The organism is Priestia sp. RMT2NF4 (assembly GCF_047872835.1).
GTDB classification, from domain to species: Bacteria; Bacillota; Bacilli; order Bacillales; family Bacillaceae_H; genus Priestia; species Priestia zanthoxyli.
The window spans coordinates 791,361-808,698 of record NZ_JBLQZO010000001.1; the positions used below are offsets into that span (position 1 = coordinate 791,361).

General features: G+C 38.6%; 16 protein-coding genes. 4 read left to right on the forward strand and 12 right to left on the reverse strand.

What is annotated here, in order from left to right:
* Positions 1 to 11 precede the first annotated feature (11 nt).
* A complete protein-coding gene (locus tag ACMX9J_RS04010) occupies positions 12 to 1,190 on the forward strand; it encodes an NAD(P)/FAD-dependent oxidoreductase (protein ID WP_013057328.1) in 1,179 nt (392 codons plus the stop codon).
* Positions 1,191 to 1,235: 45 nt separating this feature from the next.
* On the opposite strand, the gene ACMX9J_RS04015 is transcribed toward ACMX9J_RS04010, so the two are convergent.
* The 4 genes from ACMX9J_RS04015 to ACMX9J_RS04030 all read right to left on the reverse strand — a co-directional run bounded on the left by ACMX9J_RS04015 (position 1,236) and on the right by ACMX9J_RS04030 (position 6,845).
* A complete protein-coding gene (locus ACMX9J_RS04015; protein ID WP_028413110.1) occupies positions 1,236 to 2,192 on the reverse strand; it encodes an AEC family transporter in 957 nt (318 codons plus the stop codon).
* 12 nt (positions 2,193 to 2,204) lie between these two features.
* Positions 2,205 to 3,908, reverse strand: a complete 1,704-nt coding sequence (locus ACMX9J_RS04020; RefSeq protein ID WP_416225436.1) for an NAD-dependent malic enzyme — start codon at positions 3,906 to 3,908, stop codon at positions 2,205 to 2,207.
* Between the two features lie 238 nt (positions 3,909 to 4,146).
* Complete coding sequence (locus ACMX9J_RS04025; protein WP_416225437.1) at positions 4,147 to 5,598, reverse strand: M20 family metallopeptidase; 1,452 nt, start codon at positions 5,596 to 5,598, stop codon at positions 4,147 to 4,149.
* 23 nt (positions 5,599 to 5,621) lie between these two features.
* Positions 5,622 to 6,845: an MFS transporter gene (locus tag ACMX9J_RS04030; RefSeq protein WP_416225438.1), complete on the reverse strand. Its 1,224-nt coding sequence runs from the start codon at positions 6,843 to 6,845 to the stop codon at positions 5,622 to 5,624.
* A gap of 169 nt (positions 6,846 to 7,014) precedes the next feature.
* On the opposite strand from ACMX9J_RS04030, the gene ACMX9J_RS04035 reads away from it, so the two are divergent.
* Entirely contained in the window at positions 7,015 to 9,093 is a 2,079-nt protein-coding gene (locus tag ACMX9J_RS04035) for a helix-turn-helix domain-containing protein (RefSeq protein WP_047750835.1), read from the forward strand.
* A gap of 17 nt (positions 9,094 to 9,110) precedes the next feature.
* Here the strand turns inward: ACMX9J_RS04035 and ACMX9J_RS04040 are convergent, their stop codons facing one another.
* The 4 genes from ACMX9J_RS04040 to ACMX9J_RS04055 are packed head-to-tail and all read right to left on the reverse strand — an operon-like array spanning position 9,111 to position 11,849.
* On the reverse strand, positions 9,111 to 9,581 hold the full coding sequence (locus ACMX9J_RS04040; RefSeq protein WP_416225439.1) for a hypothetical protein: 471 nt from the start codon (positions 9,579 to 9,581) through the stop codon (positions 9,111 to 9,113).
* 21 nt (positions 9,582 to 9,602) lie between these two features.
* On the reverse strand, positions 9,603 to 9,827 hold the full coding sequence (locus ACMX9J_RS04045; protein WP_028413104.1) for a non-oxidative hydroxyarylic acid decarboxylases subunit D: 225 nt from the start codon (positions 9,825 to 9,827) through the stop codon (positions 9,603 to 9,605).
* A 16-nt stretch (positions 9,828 to 9,843) separates the two neighbouring features.
* Positions 9,844 to 11,265, reverse strand: a complete 1,422-nt coding sequence (locus ACMX9J_RS04050; RefSeq protein WP_028413103.1) for a non-oxidative hydroxyarylic acid decarboxylases subunit C — start codon at positions 11,263 to 11,265, stop codon at positions 9,844 to 9,846.
* Between the two features lie 2 nt (positions 11,266 to 11,267).
* Positions 11,268 to 11,849 carry a non-oxidative hydroxyarylic acid decarboxylases subunit B gene (locus ACMX9J_RS04055; protein WP_028413102.1) on the reverse strand — a complete coding sequence of 194 codons (582 nt, stop codon included), beginning with the start codon at positions 11,847 to 11,849 and terminating at the stop codon, positions 11,268 to 11,270.
* 113 nt (positions 11,850 to 11,962) lie between these two features.
* Here ACMX9J_RS04055 and ACMX9J_RS04060 point away from each other — a divergent pair, with 113 nt between their 5' ends.
* Positions 11,963 to 12,832: a LysR family transcriptional regulator gene (locus ACMX9J_RS04060; protein ID WP_416225440.1), complete on the forward strand. Its 870-nt coding sequence runs from the start codon at positions 11,963 to 11,965 to the stop codon at positions 12,830 to 12,832.
* A 68-nt stretch (positions 12,833 to 12,900) separates the two neighbouring features.
* On the opposite strand, the gene ACMX9J_RS04065 is transcribed toward ACMX9J_RS04060, so the two are convergent.
* The 4 genes from ACMX9J_RS04065 to ACMX9J_RS04080 all read right to left on the reverse strand — a co-directional run bounded on the left by ACMX9J_RS04065 (position 12,901) and on the right by ACMX9J_RS04080 (position 16,074).
* Positions 12,901 to 13,857, reverse strand: coding sequence for an AEC family transporter (locus tag ACMX9J_RS04065; RefSeq protein WP_028408284.1), 957 nt, complete (start codon positions 13,855 to 13,857; stop codon positions 12,901 to 12,903).
* Between the two features lie 707 nt (positions 13,858 to 14,564).
* On the reverse strand, positions 14,565 to 14,969 hold the full coding sequence (locus ACMX9J_RS04070; protein WP_028413100.1) for a YkvA family protein: 405 nt from the start codon (positions 14,967 to 14,969) through the stop codon (positions 14,565 to 14,567).
* A 99-nt stretch (positions 14,970 to 15,068) separates the two neighbouring features.
* Positions 15,069 to 15,350 (reverse strand): hypothetical protein, encoded by a 282-nt coding sequence (locus tag ACMX9J_RS04075; protein WP_033579186.1) that lies wholly within the window; start codon positions 15,348 to 15,350, stop codon positions 15,069 to 15,071.
* An 88-nt stretch (positions 15,351 to 15,438) separates the two neighbouring features.
* Positions 15,439 to 16,074 carry a DUF1796 family putative cysteine peptidase gene (locus ACMX9J_RS04080; RefSeq protein WP_416225441.1) on the reverse strand — a complete coding sequence of 212 codons (636 nt, stop codon included), beginning with the start codon at positions 16,072 to 16,074 and terminating at the stop codon, positions 15,439 to 15,441.
* 233 nt (positions 16,075 to 16,307) lie between these two features.
* On the opposite strand from ACMX9J_RS04080, the gene ACMX9J_RS04085 reads away from it, so the two are divergent.
* The gene (locus ACMX9J_RS04085) at positions 16,308 to 17,312 is read left to right on the forward strand and encodes an LLM class flavin-dependent oxidoreductase (RefSeq protein WP_028413099.1); all 1,005 of its coding nucleotides are present in this window, start codon (positions 16,308 to 16,310) and stop codon (positions 17,310 to 17,312) included.
* The last annotated feature ends 26 nt before the right edge of the window (positions 17,313 to 17,338 follow it).

Here is a 17,338-nt window from a genome sequence, read left to right on the forward strand (position 1 = left end):
GAGGATCGACTATGTCAAAACATATTTTAATTTTAGGCGGCGGTTACGGTGGTTTATTAACTGCAATGACAGCTCGCCAACACCTAAGTGCGGATGAAGCAAAAATTACAGTAGTGAACCGTTTTGCTACTCACCAAATCATTACAGAATTACACCGTCTAGCTGTAGGCGGCGTTTCTGAACAAGCGGTAGCTTTACCACTTGATAAATTACTTAAAAACTACAACGTTGATTTAAAAATTGCAACGGTAAAAGAAATTTCACCAGATCAACGTGAAGTATCTCTTGAAGATGGTACAAAATTAAGCTACGACTACCTTGTTACAGCTTTAGGTAGTGAAACTGCTTACTTCGGTATCCCTGGTTTAGAAGAGCACAGCTTCGTTCTTAAATCAGTAAATGATGCAAACCGTTTACGTGCACACGTAGAAGCTTGTATCGCTGAATACAGCAAAACAAAAAATAAAGCTGACGGTACAATCGTAGTTGGCGGTGGCGGATTAACAGGTATCGAACTTGTTGGTGAATACGCTGACTTAATGCCAAGCCTATGTCTAAAACACGGTGTGGATCCAAAAGAAATTTCTCTATACTGTGTAGAAGCAGCTCCTACAGTTCTTCCAGGCTTCCCTGCTGAATTAGTAGAGCGCGCTCAATCAAGCTTAACAAAACGTGGCGTTACATTCGTTACTGGTACACCTGTAACAAAAATGGATGCTACAACTGTTGAACTTAAAGACGGCAGCAAAATTGAAACAAAAACAATGGTATGGACTGGCGGAGTTCAAGGTAACTCTGTAGTTGCTAACTCAGGTATCGAAGTAAACCGCGGTCGTGCACTTGTAAATGAATTCTTACAATCTACATCTCATAAAGATGTATTCCTTGCTGGTGACTCAGCGGTTGTAATGGGTCCAGAAGGTCGCCCTTACCCACCTACTGCTCAATTAGCTTGGCAAATGGGTGAAGTTGTAGGCGTGAACTTAGCAGTAGCTATTCGCGGCGGAGCAATGGAATCATTCGTTCCTGTCTTCTCTGGTACACTAGGAAGTCTTGGACGCAAAGATGCAATTGGTACAATCGGCGGAAACAAAACGCAATTAAAAGGTTTACCAGCATCACTTATGAAAGAAGCAAGTAACGTTCGTTACTTATCTCATATCAAAGGATTATTCGCATTAGCTTATTAATCCGTCTTAAAACGAAAGAGGAATTTCCCTCTTTCGTTTTTTTATTTACATAAGCCAAGAAATAAGAAGCGGCAGCGTAACCAGCGATAAAATAGCACTAATAACAAAAGCAGATGCCGTTTCGTTTTCCATGCTTTCAAACCGCAAAGCAATCATCGCAGCTACAGCAGATCCAGGAAAAGCTACCAGTAAAATAGCTTTTGTCACTTCATCTGAAGACAGCCCTATCCATACTGCAATTCCGAGCATAACGATCGGTTGAACCGCTACTTTTAAGACAGCGATCCCGAGCGCGCCTTTACTGAAGTTAATTTTTCCAATTCCAATCGTTACTCCTACCGCAAACAAAGCTGCTCCGGATGTAATACTTCCAATTTGATCAAGCATATCCTGTAACAGTTTAGGTGACTGAAAGCCGCAAAGCGTTAAAATCACTCCAATTAACGGGACGCATGCCAAAGGCTCAGATAGACCATGCAAAATAGAATGAACCGTTACTTTGAATAAACTTGTTTTCTCTTCCCCTTCTTTTCTTCCCCTTTGGCCAACGGTTCCCAAAATCGTTGCCAACGGATCTAAAATCGCGTTCACCACGATTCCTGTGATGGCAATTGGAATCGCTACTGCACCTGCACCAAACAAGCCTCCAAGTACCGGAATGCCCATAAAAGCAAACGTTGGCTGAGCTGAGTTTAGAGCAAACATAGAAGAAGAAGTTAGCGTATGCTTCCCTGCATACTTCACGATGAGCAATATAATGAGATAAAACCCGACGATGCCTAAAATCAGCGCAACTAAAAACGGCCATTCATCTATGAGTGTTTTTCTTGGTGTTGTCGTCACACCTACAAATAAGTGTGCAGGAAGCGCAAACTTCGTTACTAATGTGTTAAGCCCCTTAGACGTTTGCTTGTCAAATTTTTTAAAATGCCCTGCTAAATAACCAAGCAAAATGACAAAAAAGATAGGCGCGAGAATGAGAAAAATTTGACCTATGCTCATTTATCATTCACCTCATTCATTTCTTGGCTTAACAGGTTTATAAACAGGCTGCCATACCGCTTCTTCTACAAGTTCAGCTACATTTTTTTCGGTAACAGTTGCTACGGTATCTTTTACAGCAGCATCGGCAACTGCCACAGCAACCGCCTTTGATACTTTTTGAAGATCTTTAATATTTGGAAGAAGCGTATCTCCTTTTGTATCTGTTTCTGCTATACGCGCTACTGCATTGGCTGCTTCTGCAAACATAGATTCAGTAAACTTTTGAGCGCGAACCACAATTGCACCTAAACCAAGACCAGGAAACACAAATGCATTATTAGCCTGTCCGATTTCGTAAGTGTGCCCGTTATATTCAACGGGTTCAAATGGACTTCCCGTTGCAATAAGGGCTTTTCCTTCCGTCCATTTTATAATATTTTCCGGAACAGCTTCAGCAAGTTTAGTTGGGTTTGAAAGCGGCATAATCACCGGGCGCTCTACATGCTTTGCCATTTCTTTAATAATTTCTTCGGTAAAAGCATCCGTGACGCCTGATGTTCCAATTAAAATCGTTGGTTTCACTTGCTTGACAAGCTCCAACAGTGAAATTTTATTTTCATCGCCCTTTTCCCATTCTTTAATCTCTTCATTTTGGCGAACATATGGCTGTTGAAAAGGAGCTAAATCTTCCATATCTTCCGTTAACAGACCTCTGTAATCATATGCCCAAAAACGATCATATGCTTCTTCTTCAGATAACCCTTCAAGCATCATCGCACTATGAATACGATCAGCATTCCCAATTCCAGCAGATCCCGGTCCAAATACAACAACCCGCTGATCTTTTAAAGGCGTACCTGTAATACGGACGGCTGTTAAAACGGCTGCAAGAGTAATTACTCCCGTTCCTTGAATATCATCATTAAATGTTAAAATTTTATCGCCGTATTCTTTCATAATGTGTCGCGCGTTAATATTACCAAGATCCTCCCAATGAAGAAGCGCTTTAGGAAACTTGGCCGTTATTTCTTTTACAAATTGAGCGATAAAACGATTATAGTCTTCTCCTTTTACTCGTTCATGACGATTTCCTAAATACAAAGGATCTTCAAGAAGCTTTTTATTATTGGTCCCCATGTCAAGAACAACAGGCAGTACGCGGCTTGGGTCAATTCCTGCTGCAGCTGTGTAGACCGCTAACTTTCCAACTGCGATATTGATCCCTCCTACTCCCCAGTCCCCAATTCCTAAAATACTTTCTGAATCCGTGACTACAAGCAAATCAATATCTTCGCTGTCGAGCCCTAAGTTTTCAATCGCCTCACTTAATCTGTCCGCTTCATTTACGGATAAATATAAGCCGTCAGGACGATGATATTCATGGCTGTATTCTTGAATAGATTGACCTACAGTAGGCGTGTAAATAATGGGAAGCATTTCACTTAAATGATCGGTTAATAAACGATAAAACAACACAACGTTCCGGTTATGCAGATCATTTAACGAATTATTTTTTTGAAGATCATTCGGCGCTTTTTCGAACTGCTCATATGCTCTTTTTGCCTGCTCTTTTAACGTTAAGACCGTTGGAGGAAGAAGTCCCTGCAGATGAAGCTCTTCTCTTTCTTCTTCAGTAAAAGCAGAGCCTTTATTTAAATAAGAAGTGGATAAAACTGATTTTCCTTTTAGTGAAGTTGAAATTGACCCATCTTTTTCTACTTTATATGCTCTCATGTTTTTACCTCTTTTCGTGAACAATTAGATAGGGTTAGGTTCAGCAAAGAGATATATTTTTAACCATTTATTTTTAATGAAAACAAAAAAAGAGATTGAGGCATAACTACATCAATACAATCTAAAGACGAAAAAACGGGATAAATGAAACCTGTGTTCAACCTAACAATAAAAAAATCCGAACGATTCATCGTCCGAATCTTCCTTACGCCAAAATACGTTTTTCCCGCTTCGTTTTTTATACCACGCTGTAGTCTTCCTCCTCACTTTCTGAGTAATTAGGTGGCTGTATATGTGAAGGCACAAGACATTCATAGCTTTCCCCTTCTAGTCTATCCTCCAGCTCTTGTTTAGCTTGACTAATCAGCTCTTGATTTTCTATCATTTCAATCGCCGTAGCCGCGATGGATTTTCCAGCCAATAACATCGCATCATGGGCATACTCCGTTTTCCCTTGAGCAACAGCTTGCCATGTATGAAACGGCGTAGCATAAGCCCACGTTGCGGTCACGCACTGTGCAGTGGGAACATTCCAGCTAACGTCTGCAACATCAGTTGATCCTGTCATGAAGGAAACATTTTTAGACATAGGAGCAATTTGATTGAAGACTGGATGATTTGCTAAAGCTCTGTCTAGCAGTGAACCCACTTGTTTTTTTGCTGCTTCTTTGTCTTCAGCGGATGTAGACTCGTAAATAGCTTTGGCAAAGACTATTTCTTCATGTTTCACCTCAGCCAAATTTATCTGCATCATTTGTTTATGCATCAGCTGCTCCATTGTTTGATTTGGAATCAGGTTCGCACAAGCTCCTTGAATTTCCTGTTCCATTTGCGTTTCGGTCATTAAAGCTGCTCCCTTTGCAATTTTCACAACCCGTTCATAAAGTTCTTGTACTTGAGATGGCTTCGGAGCACGGATTAAGTACATCACTTCCGCTTCTGCTTGAACAACATTAGGAGAGATGCCTCCACTGTTTGTGATTGCATAGTGCACCCGCGCTTCGTCTATCATATGTTCGCGCATATAATTTACACCAATATTCATTAACTCTACCGCGTCTAAAGCGCTTCTTCCAAGATGAGGACTAGCAGCTGCATGACTGCTTCTTCCTTTAAATTTAAAAGTTGCTTGCATAACCGCATTCGATGACGTATGCATGACACCATTAACGGTAGCCGGATGCCATGAAAAGGCGATGTCCACATCTTGAAAAAATCCTTCTCGTACCATATACGTCTTTCCGTATCCACTTTCTTCAGCTGGACATCCATAGTATCGAACGGTCCCCGGAACATTTTTTTCTTTTAAATATTCTTTTACAGCAAGCGCAGCTGCTAGTGAGCCTACGCCAAGTAAATTATGTCCACATCCATGGCCATTTCCATTTTTTTTGACTGGATCTGCTACTGCACACTTATCTTTTTGACTCAGCCCGGTAAGCGCATCATATTCACCAAGAATAGCGATAATCGGATAACCGTGCCCGTAACTTCCAATAAAACCTGTTTCAAGGTTAGCAATATGTGTACGAAGCGTAAACTCTTCTTTTTCTAACATGTCGCAAATTAGCTGTGCCGACTTATACTCTTCAAACCTCGTTTCTGCATATTCCCATATTTGATCACTGATTTGAGTTAGCTCGTGTCGCTTTTGTTCAATAAGTTGTTCGACTTTTTTGACAATATCCATGAGACACTCTCCTTTTTCCCTCATTATTTAACAGCATTTTGTGCGTTCACTACCACTTTTGCAGGTCGAATCGAAAACAACGAAATAGCACAGACAAGAGCGCAGATAATTAATAAAGCAAACGCTGCATTATAAGACCCGCCAAACGATTGTACTAAAAAACCAATAAGCATTGGTGTTAATACGCCGGCTGCTTGAGCCCCTGTATTAATAAAACCATTTGCTGAACCGACCACTGATTCAGGCAACATTTTTAAAGGAGCTGAAGCGATTAAAATCACATTAAATGAAAACAGTAAAGTTACTGCGCTTTGAAAAACGATAAACATGCCTACGCTAGGTGAAATAGCCATTAAGCAAAGAAAAACGCCCATCAGTAAACCAAAAACCGCTGCTATCGTCTTGTCTTTTCCTTCTGGAAGCTTGTCTAAAATAAAGCCGCTAACAAACATTCCTATAATGCCTACAAATGCTGGGATAGCGGAAAGAAAACCGATGTCCGTTAAATTCAAATGTCTTACTTCAGCTAAATATGTAGGCATCCACGACATGAGCCCCCAGTTAATAGCGTAAATACTGAAATAGGCAATAAATAAATTCCAAATCATCGGGGTTTTGATAATTTCTTTTAATGTCATCTGCTTAGCAGGAATAGCAGAAGCCTCTCTTTTTTCCCCCTGCTGCTTTTCTTTTAGTAAAAAAACAAACAGAACTGTAATAACAAGCCCGATGGCTCCTATGATATAAAAGATACTTCTCCAGCTTATTGTTTGCATCAGCTGCGTCGCCAGAATCGGTGTCACCACGCCCATAATCGTACCTGACGATAACAAAAAAGACATGGCTCTACTGCGTTCTTGCTGAGGAAACCACCCTGCGATTCCTTTTGACGCAGATGGAAAATAGCTCCCTTCCCCTAATCCAAATAAAAAGCGAATGATAATAATAGAAGCAAAAGACCAGGCCATTCCGGTAAAAACCGTAAACAAAGACCATAAAAGCACGGCGATTGTAATGACTTTTTTAAACCCAAAGTGGTCTGCTAGCCACCCACCAGGTATTTGCATCAGTGCGTATCCTGCAAAAAAACTGCTTAAGATGATGCCTGTAGAAGAAGCATTAAGGTGTAGATCTTTCGAGATATCTAAAATAGCGTAATTAATAATAAAACGATCTAAGTTTCCAAGCGACCAGCCTAAAAATAATAAAAATAAAATGATGTATTTCCAGTTCGACCTTGCTAGCATAAATGCACTCATCTCCTTTTTATTCCATTTAATGTAATGTTTTGTAACAAATCGATTCGTTACATAAATATTAAAAAATTCTGACTATTTTTTCAATGTGCATTTCTATATAATAAGAACTATAACTATGTATTTTTTTACATTAAGTAGTCTATAAGGGGTTGTTAATATGAGTGATTTATTAGCTAATATGAAAGGTTATCTTACATCTATTATTAAAAACAGTTCTTATCAAATTTGGACAAGTATTGATTCTGCAAATTTTAACATGATTTTTTCCAGTTCTTTATGCTCATCCCTGACTTACACTCCTCCCACTAGCCTACATAACGGCAGTGATTCCTTTCAAAAGCATATCGCATATGAAGAGTTCGAAGAAATTTACTTATCCTTTCCAAACCGGTATGCGTTTGTTGTTCGCATATTTGCTAAGCATGACTGGACACCACAACAAATAAAGAAGCTATCCGCTAACTTTTCTCCTTATGTGCTGCAAAAAAAGCTAGAGCGGCATGAGCACATTTTGAACGTACTTATGAAAAGCATTAAGGAAATCTCGCTTTTACAAGACTCTGACTATCTATTAACAAGAATTCTAGAAAATGCTCTTTCAGTTATTTCTGTTGCGGATATGGGCGTGCTGTGGATGTTTGATTCTTCAACTGAATTTCTTTTGCCTCGCGCCTGGTCCGGGGGGCCAAACAATGAAATTCAAAACATGAAAATGAAAGTTGGCGAAGGAATTATCGGAAAGACATTTCAGCATAATAAAAGCTATATGTATACGAACTTAGAGGATATAGTACGCGATTCTTCTACTATGACTGACGATAATATTCACTATCTTAATCAGTCCTATACATTTACACACATTCAATCTATTATTTCTGTCCCAATTTGCATGGAAGAACAAACGGTATGCGTACTCATTATTTATCAAAACGGTACAACTCCTCTTTTAAATGAAGAGGATAAAGAATTGTTAGAAAGCTTTTCCGATCAAGTTTCGATTGCTCTCTTAAACTCAGCGCTTTTTGAAGATGTAAAAAAACAAAATGAACTTTTAATACGCCGCGATCAAATTCATCGCACATTCATGAACGTTTCACTTCAAAGTAAAGGAATTGAACCGATACTTACCGAATTACGCCGAATGGTTACATCTCCCGTCACCATTGTAGATTTTGTTGATAATAAGACCTATGGCTTTTTAAAATTTCTTGATGTAGACACAAAAACAGCTGAATTTCACACGCATTTTGTTTTACATACAAAAGCTTGCTTTTATACTATTGAGTCACACAACCAGAAGCACAGCGTCTACATTCAACCGATACACGGCATTGATACGCTCTTAGGGTTAGTTATTCTGCAGACAAATCAAGAAGATCTTTCCTCTCTAGATCAAGTGGCACTCGAACAAAGCAGCTCTGTTATTGCACTAGAAATGCTGAAAAAACAAACGTTAGTCGATTTATTTTACAAGCGAACGCATGAACTATTTAGTGAATACTTATCATGTTATGACACCACTTTACTGTATCAAAAAGCAAATGAGCTAAACATTGATACAAAAAAGCATATTCTAGTCGCTCTTATTACCATTCGTTCACAGGCGGACCTGCAGCTCTTAAACTTACATCTTCATCGCCTTGTATCTGACATCAAATCGGTTTTCAGCTTAAAAGCGCCGGTCGTATACGGATTCGACACGAAAGTAACCATTGTATTCACGCTTGATTCTTATGAAGACCATCATGCTATTATCAAACAATTAGAAGATTCACTCTCAAAATGGCGTTACTACAATGAATGTCATGTAAAAATAGGGATTGGAAGTCGTTATTCTCACTTTACCCAAATAGAAAAAAGTTATAGTGAAGCTGAAAAAGCTGTCTCTTACCTTCTGTCTCAGCAGCAAGATGGATGCATGTTGTATGAGGAAATAGGAATTAACCGGTTATTTATTAATCAATCGAAAGAAGAAGTAAAAACCTTTATTGATGAAGTATTTGTCCCTCTTAAAAACAATCATTTGAATGATGAACCTTTAGAGCAAACGCTAGAAGCGTATTTTGATAACAACCGTTCTGCTTCACTTACAGCTAAGCAGCTTCATATTCACGTTAATACACTCTATCAGCGGTTGAAGAAAATCGAAGATAAAATGAACATATCATTTACAAATAGTGAACATCTATTAAAAGTGCAGCTAGCGTGCTATTTGAAAAAATTTCACTACAGCTAAAAAACCGATTCTTATTTTTAAGAATCGGTTTTTTCAGTAGAAAGAACAGCCTTAATTGATTGCTTCCAGCGGCTCAGTATCTCTTTGGAATCATGAAGCTGAAATTGAATGCCCGATGTTAAAACTGCATATTTTGCGTAATCTTCTTTAACAGCGGCTACTTCTCCCGTAAATAGCTCATAGCCTGATAACACAGGAGCTTCTTTTTTTAGCCAAAATTTAATGTAATAAGCTTTGCCTTCAACAACTAATGTAACGGTTGCCTTATGATTCTGTATCATGTTTTTTGAAGACGTGGTATCTTTCCATACTAACAGCTTGACGCGCGAAGAGCTAATAGCTACCAGCTCTCCTGCGCTAATCATTGCTGCATGAGGAAACCCCTCGGATGTCACTGTAGATAGCAGCATCGCATCATGCTGTTTCCTTTCTAAGTCTTTTCCATTTAAAAATACGCGCACGGCTTTTGGCAGCTCTGCTTTATTCATTTTACTTACCACCTTTGCTCATTAAGATCGGGGTGGCACAGGAGGCACGTGCGTTGCCAGCGGTACGTCTTTTGGATTGATTTTAAATGGTCGAGGGTATTTTTCAGGATTGGTGATCGTCTCAGGTTCAGAAGAACGCCAGGTAAACAAACACACGTTGCATAAGTAAATCTCCCAGGCTCCTTCAACTGGTGATTTAGATACTAAGTTCGCTTGTTTGGCTTCACATCTTGGACAAGTATGCATGTCGATTCCTCCTTGTTTATTTTTGCATCATATTCGTTAAGATTTTTTCCCATTTTTCAGTTTCAAGTGGTGTATCTAAAGGCTGCGAGTAGTGGCCTCTTGTTTCTGGTGCAACCGGTGTTGTAGCATCCAAAATCATTTTATCTGTAATACCAGCCGGATCAGATCCTGGATCAAGTGGCAGAACTGAGAGATTAGGCACTGTTATAACATCATGTTTTGGGTGCATTTTTGTCGATAGCGCCCACATGACTTGCGGTAAATTAAACGGATCCACATCTTCGTCTACTAAAATAACTAGCTTGCAATATCCTAATCCATGCGGCGTAGTCAATGCCCTCATACCAACCGCCTTAGCAAATCCTCCGTATCGGCTTTTCGTTGAAATGATAGCAACGAGACCATGAGTATACATCGCATTCACCGCTTCAATCTCTTCAGGATATGCTTCTTTTAGCTGCTGATATAAAGGAACGCTTGTATTGATTCCAATTAAATAATCTGTTTCTGTCCAAGGCATACCGATATATAGACTTTCAAAAATAGGATCTTTGCGATGGTATACGCGATTGATTTTGATAACAGGCATGCTTCTGCCACCGGAGTAATGACCTGTAAATTCACCAAAAGGACCCTCATACTCACGTTCACCAGCTAAGATTTCTCCCTCTAAAATCACTTCTGCTCCCCAAGGTACATCTAAATCAGAAAGCTGAGACTTCACAATTCTGTACGGCTCACCTTGAATAGCTCCTGCCATTTCATACTCTGATTGATCGTAATGAAGCGGCGTAGCAGCTGCTGTGACAATCGCGGGTTCACATCCTAAAGCAATTGATACAGGGAGGTTTTCACCTTTTTCTTCGGCTTGTTTCAAGTGAATGGCAATATCATGCTGTGGCACGGGCTGAATGCCTAGACGGTCTTTCCCTTTGACCTGCATACGATATATACCTACGTTTTGTTTGCCGAAATGCGCCTTATCATGCTGATCACGAGAAATAACGCACGCTTTATCTAGATAGTAGCCTCCGTCTCCTTGATTCAAGCGGAACAATGGCAAAAGGTCGAATAAGTTAATATCATCTTTAATTTCACACTCATGAAATGGCGCTGTTTCTTCTCTTTTCACTTTAACAGGAAATTTTTCATATCTCCGAGCAAACTCAAAGAACTGTTCTTTTACAGGAGTTGATTTAGGCAGTCCCATCATTAACGCGTGATTTGACCAGGAACCCATTACGTTTAGAGCTACCTTTGCGTTGTTATATCCATAAATATTTGTAAATAATAATCCCGGCGTTTGATCTCCTAAATTACTGATGGCTTGACCTGCTGAACCTAAATCCGGATCTGGCTGCACTTCATCTGTAATCGTCAGCAGCTGCCCTTCTTTATGTAGCGTATCAAGGAAATCTCTAAAGTCTTTATAAGCCATGTTTATTTTCCTCCTTGTGATAAATGTTTAATTCCATTCCATCTTTTTGCCTCAGGAAGCTCAATTCCTAATTGATCTAACGTTCGAACAGCAATATGCGTGACAATATCATCAATTGTCTCAGGTTTGTTATAAAAAGCTGGCATAGGAGGCACGAGGATAGCTCCCATTTTTGAGAGATCCAGCATGTTTTCTAAATGAATCGTATTCAAAGGCGTTTCTCGAGGAAGTAGCACCAGTGGCTTTCTTTCTTTTAACATCACATCTGCCGTTCTTGCTATTAAGTTATCTGCTAGTCCCATTCGAATAGATGCTAATGTTTTCATGCTGCAAGGACTTACAATCATTCCGTCTATACGAAATGAACCGCTCGAAATTTTTGCTGCTTGGTCTTGATATGAATAACAATAATCTGCTAGCGCTTCTACTTGCCTAACGCTATACGGTGTTTCCAGCTTAATTGTGGCATGAGCCCAAGACGACATGACTAAATGCGTTTCAACAGAAGCCTTCTTCAAAAGCTCTAAAATTCGAATACCTAGAATAGCTCCTGTGGCTCCTGTTATTCCTACAGCTATTTTCATTTCTTTTCCTCCTCTCTGCTTTGGTTACACATTTAACTTTACACTTATTTTCCATACAATTAAAATATTGATAAAGTATATAATAATACCTTTAAAGTATGGAGTTGAATATAGTGGAATTAAGACAGCTGCATTATTTTATTGTCATAGCTGAAGAATTAAATGTAACTAAAGCAGCCAAGCGTCTGCACATGGCTCAGCCTCCTTTAAGCAGACAGCTAAAGCAGCTCGAAAATAAGCTGGGCCTTTTGCTTTTTGAACGAAACAATAACAAGCGCTTATTGTTAACGGCAGAAGGAGAGCTTTTTTTAAAACGAGCGAAAGAAATTGTGCAAAGGGTCGAAAAATCAGTATTGGAAGTACAGGAATGTAAAAACGTAACAAATGAAAAGCTTGAAGTCGGATGTACAATCTACTGTGCATCAACGGTTCTCGATAAGCTAGCTCTTATTCAAAAACAGTATCCAAACAGTACTTTTAATATCTATGAAAACGAACCAGCTCATTTAAATGAGTTGTTGACGGATGGAAAGATTGATGTAGCAGTCACCACTACAGACTTACCTTATCAACAGGTAAAAACAAAAACACTTGCACCAGATGTCTTTGTTGTAGCAGTTCCCAAAGAAAGTAGTTATGCAACAGAAAAGATTTCAGTCGCTGAAATCGCTTCTCTCCCTCTTATTCTTCTTCGTTCAAATCGGGAAATAAGCATATACAACCGCATTATAAAGGAATTTAAAAAGATGGATATAACACCTAACATTTTATGCGAATGCCATGACTCAGCGATGCTTCTTAATTTAGTATGTCGTGGCCTTGGTGCTGCTATTGTTCCTTATTCGATGCTATCTTCTTTTTCACTAGAACATATTAAAATTTTAAGCATAGAAGATAATCCATTTGTAATTGAGCCTTTAGTTACGTGGCGCACCGATAGTTATCTCCCCAAAATCGCTCAAGAATTTTTAAAGCTTTTTTAAGTATAGATGCACAAAAAAGGCTTTGCTAAAATAGCAAAGCCTTTTTTATTTTATATTGATATATGTGACTACATTAACCAAGAAATTAATAGCGGTAATGTAACAAGTGACATAATGGCACTAAGTACGAATGCTGAAGCTGTTTCACCAGCTAGGCTATCAAAGCGCACTGAAATCATCGCTGCTACAGCTGAACCTGGGAACGCTACTAATAACACTAATTTTACGATGTCAGCTGATGATAGACCCATTGCTGTTGCAATTCCTAACATTACAAGCGGCTGAATAGCCACTTTTAAAATCGCAATACCAAATGCCGCTGGGCTAAATTGAATTTTACGGATACCAATTGTTACCCCAACTGCGAATAGTGCCGCACCAGATGTAATTGAACCAATTTGATCTAAACTGCTTGATAGTAAATCTGGAGATTGGAACCCACATAGCACTAATACTACTGCGATTAACGGAACACAAGCTAACGGTTCAGAAAGACCGTGTAAGATTGATTTAATCGTTACTTTAAATAAGCTTTCTTCAGAATCCCCTTCACTTCTTTCGCGCTGTCCAACCGTACCAATAATAGTTGCTAAAGGATCAAGCATCGCATTTACTACGATACCCGTAATAGCGATTGGAATTGCTACTACATCCGCGCCAAACAAGCTACCTAATACGGGAATACCCATAAACGCAAACGTTGGCTGCGTAGAGTTTAAAGAGAACATAGACGCGCCTGTTAGTGAGTATTTGAATACATATTTTGCAACAAGTAAGAAAAGAACATAAAATCCAATAATACCAAGAACTAATGCTAGTAAAAACGGCCATTTTTCAATAAGCGTTTGTTTTGATGTTGTTGTAATACCAACGAATAGATGTGCAGGTAACGCAAATTTTGTTACAAGCGTATTTAACCCTTTAGATGTTGTTGCATCAAACTTTTTAAAATATCCTGCTAAATAACCTAGCAAAATAACAAAAAAGATTGGGGTTAAAATAATAAAGATTTGACTAATTTCCATTTTTGAACACTCCATTGTTTAGATTAGAATCAATCATATAAATTTGCTTTCTTAGAAAGATAATTATCTTCTAAGGCTTGTCTATGGATATTGTTTACGTCAGGCCATTCATCTCCCCTTTTGCTAAACATCTCTACAAATATGAAGTAACGTATAATGGTTCATGAAAACGCATGGACTTTGTTTTTCTGCAATCATTTATTTACTTCGAAACTGTTCATTTAATCAATATCAAATCACATAAAACTTGTCATACAATACAGTAACTCTACAACCTTAGTAAAAACTTGTCATACAATCATGTTGTTGGCTTACTTAGGCTGAAAAAAAACACCTTCAAATGAAAGATGCTTAATCTTGTGACGAAAGAAAGCGACTTCTGATTGATGAGGAAGAATCTCTAAGAGTTTGAAACTCTCAGTTAAAAAGTTCCATAATTTCACAAAGTTTTTACAAACTATCTTACTTATTTGTATATTGCTTTCTGTGACGAATTTATGAACATGTTTTAACTTAACATTTGTAGGGGAATTATTCAATTACATTGCTTAAAATTTTAATGAAAAAAATATTTTAATCCTGTTTTTTTTACATAAAACGGATTAAAATAGTCATAAAGACCTATATATTATCGGTTAAAAAGAAGATGATTCATCTATCACCTTCTTTTGCTCACTTTATTTAATAATGACATTTTGATCATAACGTTACTTTATTTTAGCATCAATAATGGAAAAATTGTGTTCTTCTGAAAACCACGTTTTGATTTTTTCTTTTGCTTTCAGTTTAACATCTTCATCAATGTACATGGCAACTTGAATCAATGCAAGCCCCAGAGCTCCTAAATCATCTGTAAATCCAACTCCTGCTGCAAAGTCCGGAATTAAATCTAAAGGAAGAATAAAATAACCTAACGCTCCTATAATCACTGCTTTTGCTTTTGGAGGAATATCAGGCTTTTGCAGCGTGTAGTATAAAAGCAGTACGGCATAAACAACGTTTGCTCCCGCTTTTTTACCAAACTTTTTAAGCTTGTCCCAAAATTTTTCTTCCGAATAATATTTGGCTGTTTCCTCTGTACGAACGGGTACAATTTCTTGTTTCTCTTCCATATCGATCACCCTTTCATCACCATATGTACTTATTATAAACGATTATCTCTACCGAATTCCATTGAGAGCTTAAACTCCATAAACCTGCACAAAGCAGGCTTATGAATTTTTTAATGAGTAATGCTTCATAACGATAGTAACTAAGTCATTCAGCGCCGTTTCACTTTTAGAATGATTTTCAAACTGCTGAATGAGATCCATATGTTCAAGCAGCACTTCGTAATTACCCGTCATCTTTCTCAGAACTTCATATGCGGAACTATTCAAATCCACTTGTATTTTCAAATCCTCCAGCTGTACTAGATACTCATTCCAGCGCTGATCTTGTTCTAGCAGCAGCAACACAATTTCTTTTATCGCCTTCCGCACATTGGACTCCATCTTTTCATCTCCTTTGATACACAGATATAACAAAGTCTATGAAAAAAACGAGCTTTTTCATTCCCGTATTACACAAAAAGAGTTTCTTTTATTTTATAACAAGCCCGCTTAAGAGCTCTTCCCATACTTTATCATCGCGCAGCACGTCCATTGAAAAAATAGGTGCATGTAAAACACATGTATAAGGCAAGTCCCAGTTAGCTTCGGACAAAAGTTCTTTTTCACTGTTTGTCAGCAGCAGTATATAGAAATCGTTTTTGACCATTCCCTTTAAAACATGCTCTAATTCTTTCGCTTCTTCATACGTTCCACCCATACGAATAAACAATATACAAGAACTGGTCTCCATTGACGTTAAAAATCGCTCCGTTCTCCGTTCATATTTTTCTTTGACTTCATTATATGAAAGCCAGTTAGTCTCCATATTAATAGACGACGGAAAATCATGAGCAGAATCAATTTGATACACCTTATCACGCAGTCTAAGCGTGGAACCATCTCCGAAAGAACTGATATAGGTTAAGTGTTCATATACAAATAAGTCTTTACAGCGATTTTTCAACAGCTGATTGACATGAGAAAGAGAAATGCTAATACACCAATCAATCACCCCGGCTTGTTTTCGCAAAGAATATTTTTTCATATATATCCCTGGAAAACAGTTATAGCCTAAACTGTATATCATATCGTACTGCTTGCTTTTTAGTTCATTTAAAGTAACCATATTCATCCTCCCTTCTTCTATAAAATATGACAGTCTTTTATAGAAAGAGGCGGCTTCTGCCTTATACCGTACAAGCTTTTTGCGTTTTAGGAGCTTGTGTAATAAAAGAGTAAGGAATTAAAAAAAACAACCGAAGCAAAATATTTTGGAACTCGAAAGATTCTTGTTAAAATACTTGTATTCCATTGAAATAACAAGGCCTATGAAGTCTTTAAAGAAAGAAGATGAAATTGATGAGTAAAGCATTAAAAGATATTCCGATTTCCGTGTTAGATCTTTCTCCTGTAGTTGAAGGAGGAACTGTATCTGACTCACTTAGAAATACATTAGATTTAGCTCAGCACGCTGAAAAATGGGGGTATAACCGCTATTGGCTAGCTGAACATCATAATATGACAGGTATCGCAAGCTCCGCTACATCTGTTGTAATTGGTCATGTCGCTGGAGGCACGTCACGCATTCGCGTAGGCTCTGGCGGCATTATGCTTCCTAACCATTCTCCGCTTGTTATTGCTGAGCATTTTGGTACGCTTGAATCACTATTTCCAGGACGTATTGATTTAGGCTTAGGAAGAGCGCCAGGGACAGATCAGCTGACAGCGCAGGCGCTGCGACGCGACCGCAGAAGCGACGGCAGTGACTTCCCAGAACAGCTGGCCGAACTGCAAGAATACTTTAAACCTGCTTCAGAAAGTCAGATGCGTGTTAAAGCTGTTCCCGGTCAAGGTTTAAATATTCCGATTTGGCTCCTTGGCTCAAGCGGTTTTAGCGCACAGCTTTCTGCACAGCTAGGCTTGCCATTTTCATTTGCAAGTCACTTTTCGCCTAATAATACAATGACAGCTCTTAACATGTACCGTCGTTATTTTAAGCCGTCCGACGTGTTAGAGAAACCATATGCAATGTTAGGTGTAAACGTAATCGCTGCTGATACAGATAGAGAAGCTGAACGCTTGGCTACTTCTATGCAACAGCAGTTTCTAAATTTAATTCGAAACACACCGGGTAAACTAAAAGCTCCCGTGGATAATATGGATGAACTATGGACTGACTTTGAAAAAGCTTCTCTTCAACAGCAGCTGGGCTCTTCTATTGTCGGAAGTCCTGAGACGATTAAAGTCAAGCTTGAACAGTTTATTGAAGAAACAGAAGCAGATGAACTGATGATTAACGCTCAAATTTACGATCACAAAGCTCGCCTTCGTTCGTACGAAATTGTTTCTCAGCTGTTCAAATAATAAAAAGGCCGGACACGTCCGGCCTT

Excerpts from the sequence above, each read along its gene's own strand:
- ACMX9J_RS04080 (WP_416225441.1), bottom strand. The coding sequence starts at position 16,074 with ATGGTTACTTTAAATGAACTAAAAAGCAAGCAGTACGATATGATATAC.
- ACMX9J_RS04035 (WP_047750835.1), top strand. The coding sequence starts at position 7,015 with ATGAGTGATTTATTAGCTAATATGAAAGGTTATCTTACATCTATTATT.
- ACMX9J_RS04030 (WP_416225438.1), bottom strand. The coding sequence starts at position 6,845 with ATGCTAGCAAGGTCGAACTGGAAATACATCATTTTATTTTTATTATTT.
- ACMX9J_RS04025 (WP_416225437.1), bottom strand. The coding sequence starts at position 5,598 with ATGGATATTGTCAAAAAAGTCGAACAACTTATTGAACAAAAGCGACAC.
- ACMX9J_RS04040 (WP_416225439.1), bottom strand. The coding sequence starts at position 9,581 with ATGAATAAAGCAGAGCTGCCAAAAGCCGTGCGCGTATTTTTAAATGGA.
- ACMX9J_RS04045 (WP_028413104.1), bottom strand. The coding sequence starts at position 9,827 with ATGCATACTTGTCCAAGATGTGAAGCCAAACAAGCGAACTTAGTATCT.
- ACMX9J_RS04015 (WP_028413110.1), bottom strand. The coding sequence starts at position 2,192 with ATGAGCATAGGTCAAATTTTTCTCATTCTCGCGCCTATCTTTTTTGTC.
- ACMX9J_RS04065 (WP_028408284.1), bottom strand. The coding sequence starts at position 13,857 with ATGGAAATTAGTCAAATCTTTATTATTTTAACCCCAATCTTTTTTGTT.
- ACMX9J_RS04070 (WP_028413100.1), bottom strand. The coding sequence starts at position 14,969 with ATGGAAGAGAAACAAGAAATTGTACCCGTTCGTACAGAGGAAACAGCC.
- ACMX9J_RS04055 (WP_028413102.1), bottom strand. The coding sequence starts at position 11,849 with ATGAAAATAGCTGTAGGAATAACAGGAGCCACAGGAGCTATTCTAGGT.
- ACMX9J_RS04010 (WP_013057328.1), top strand. The coding sequence starts at position 12 with ATGTCAAAACATATTTTAATTTTAGGCGGCGGTTACGGTGGTTTATTA.
- ACMX9J_RS04085 (WP_028413099.1), top strand. The coding sequence starts at position 16,308 with ATGAGTAAAGCATTAAAAGATATTCCGATTTCCGTGTTAGATCTTTCT.
- ACMX9J_RS04050 (WP_028413103.1), bottom strand. The coding sequence starts at position 11,265 with ATGGCTTATAAAGACTTTAGAGATTTCCTTGATACGCTACATAAAGAA.
- ACMX9J_RS04020 (WP_416225436.1), bottom strand. The coding sequence starts at position 3,908 with ATGAGAGCATATAAAGTAGAAAAAGATGGGTCAATTTCAACTTCACTA.
- ACMX9J_RS04075 (WP_033579186.1), bottom strand. The coding sequence starts at position 15,350 with ATGGAGTCCAATGTGCGGAAGGCGATAAAAGAAATTGTGTTGCTGCTG.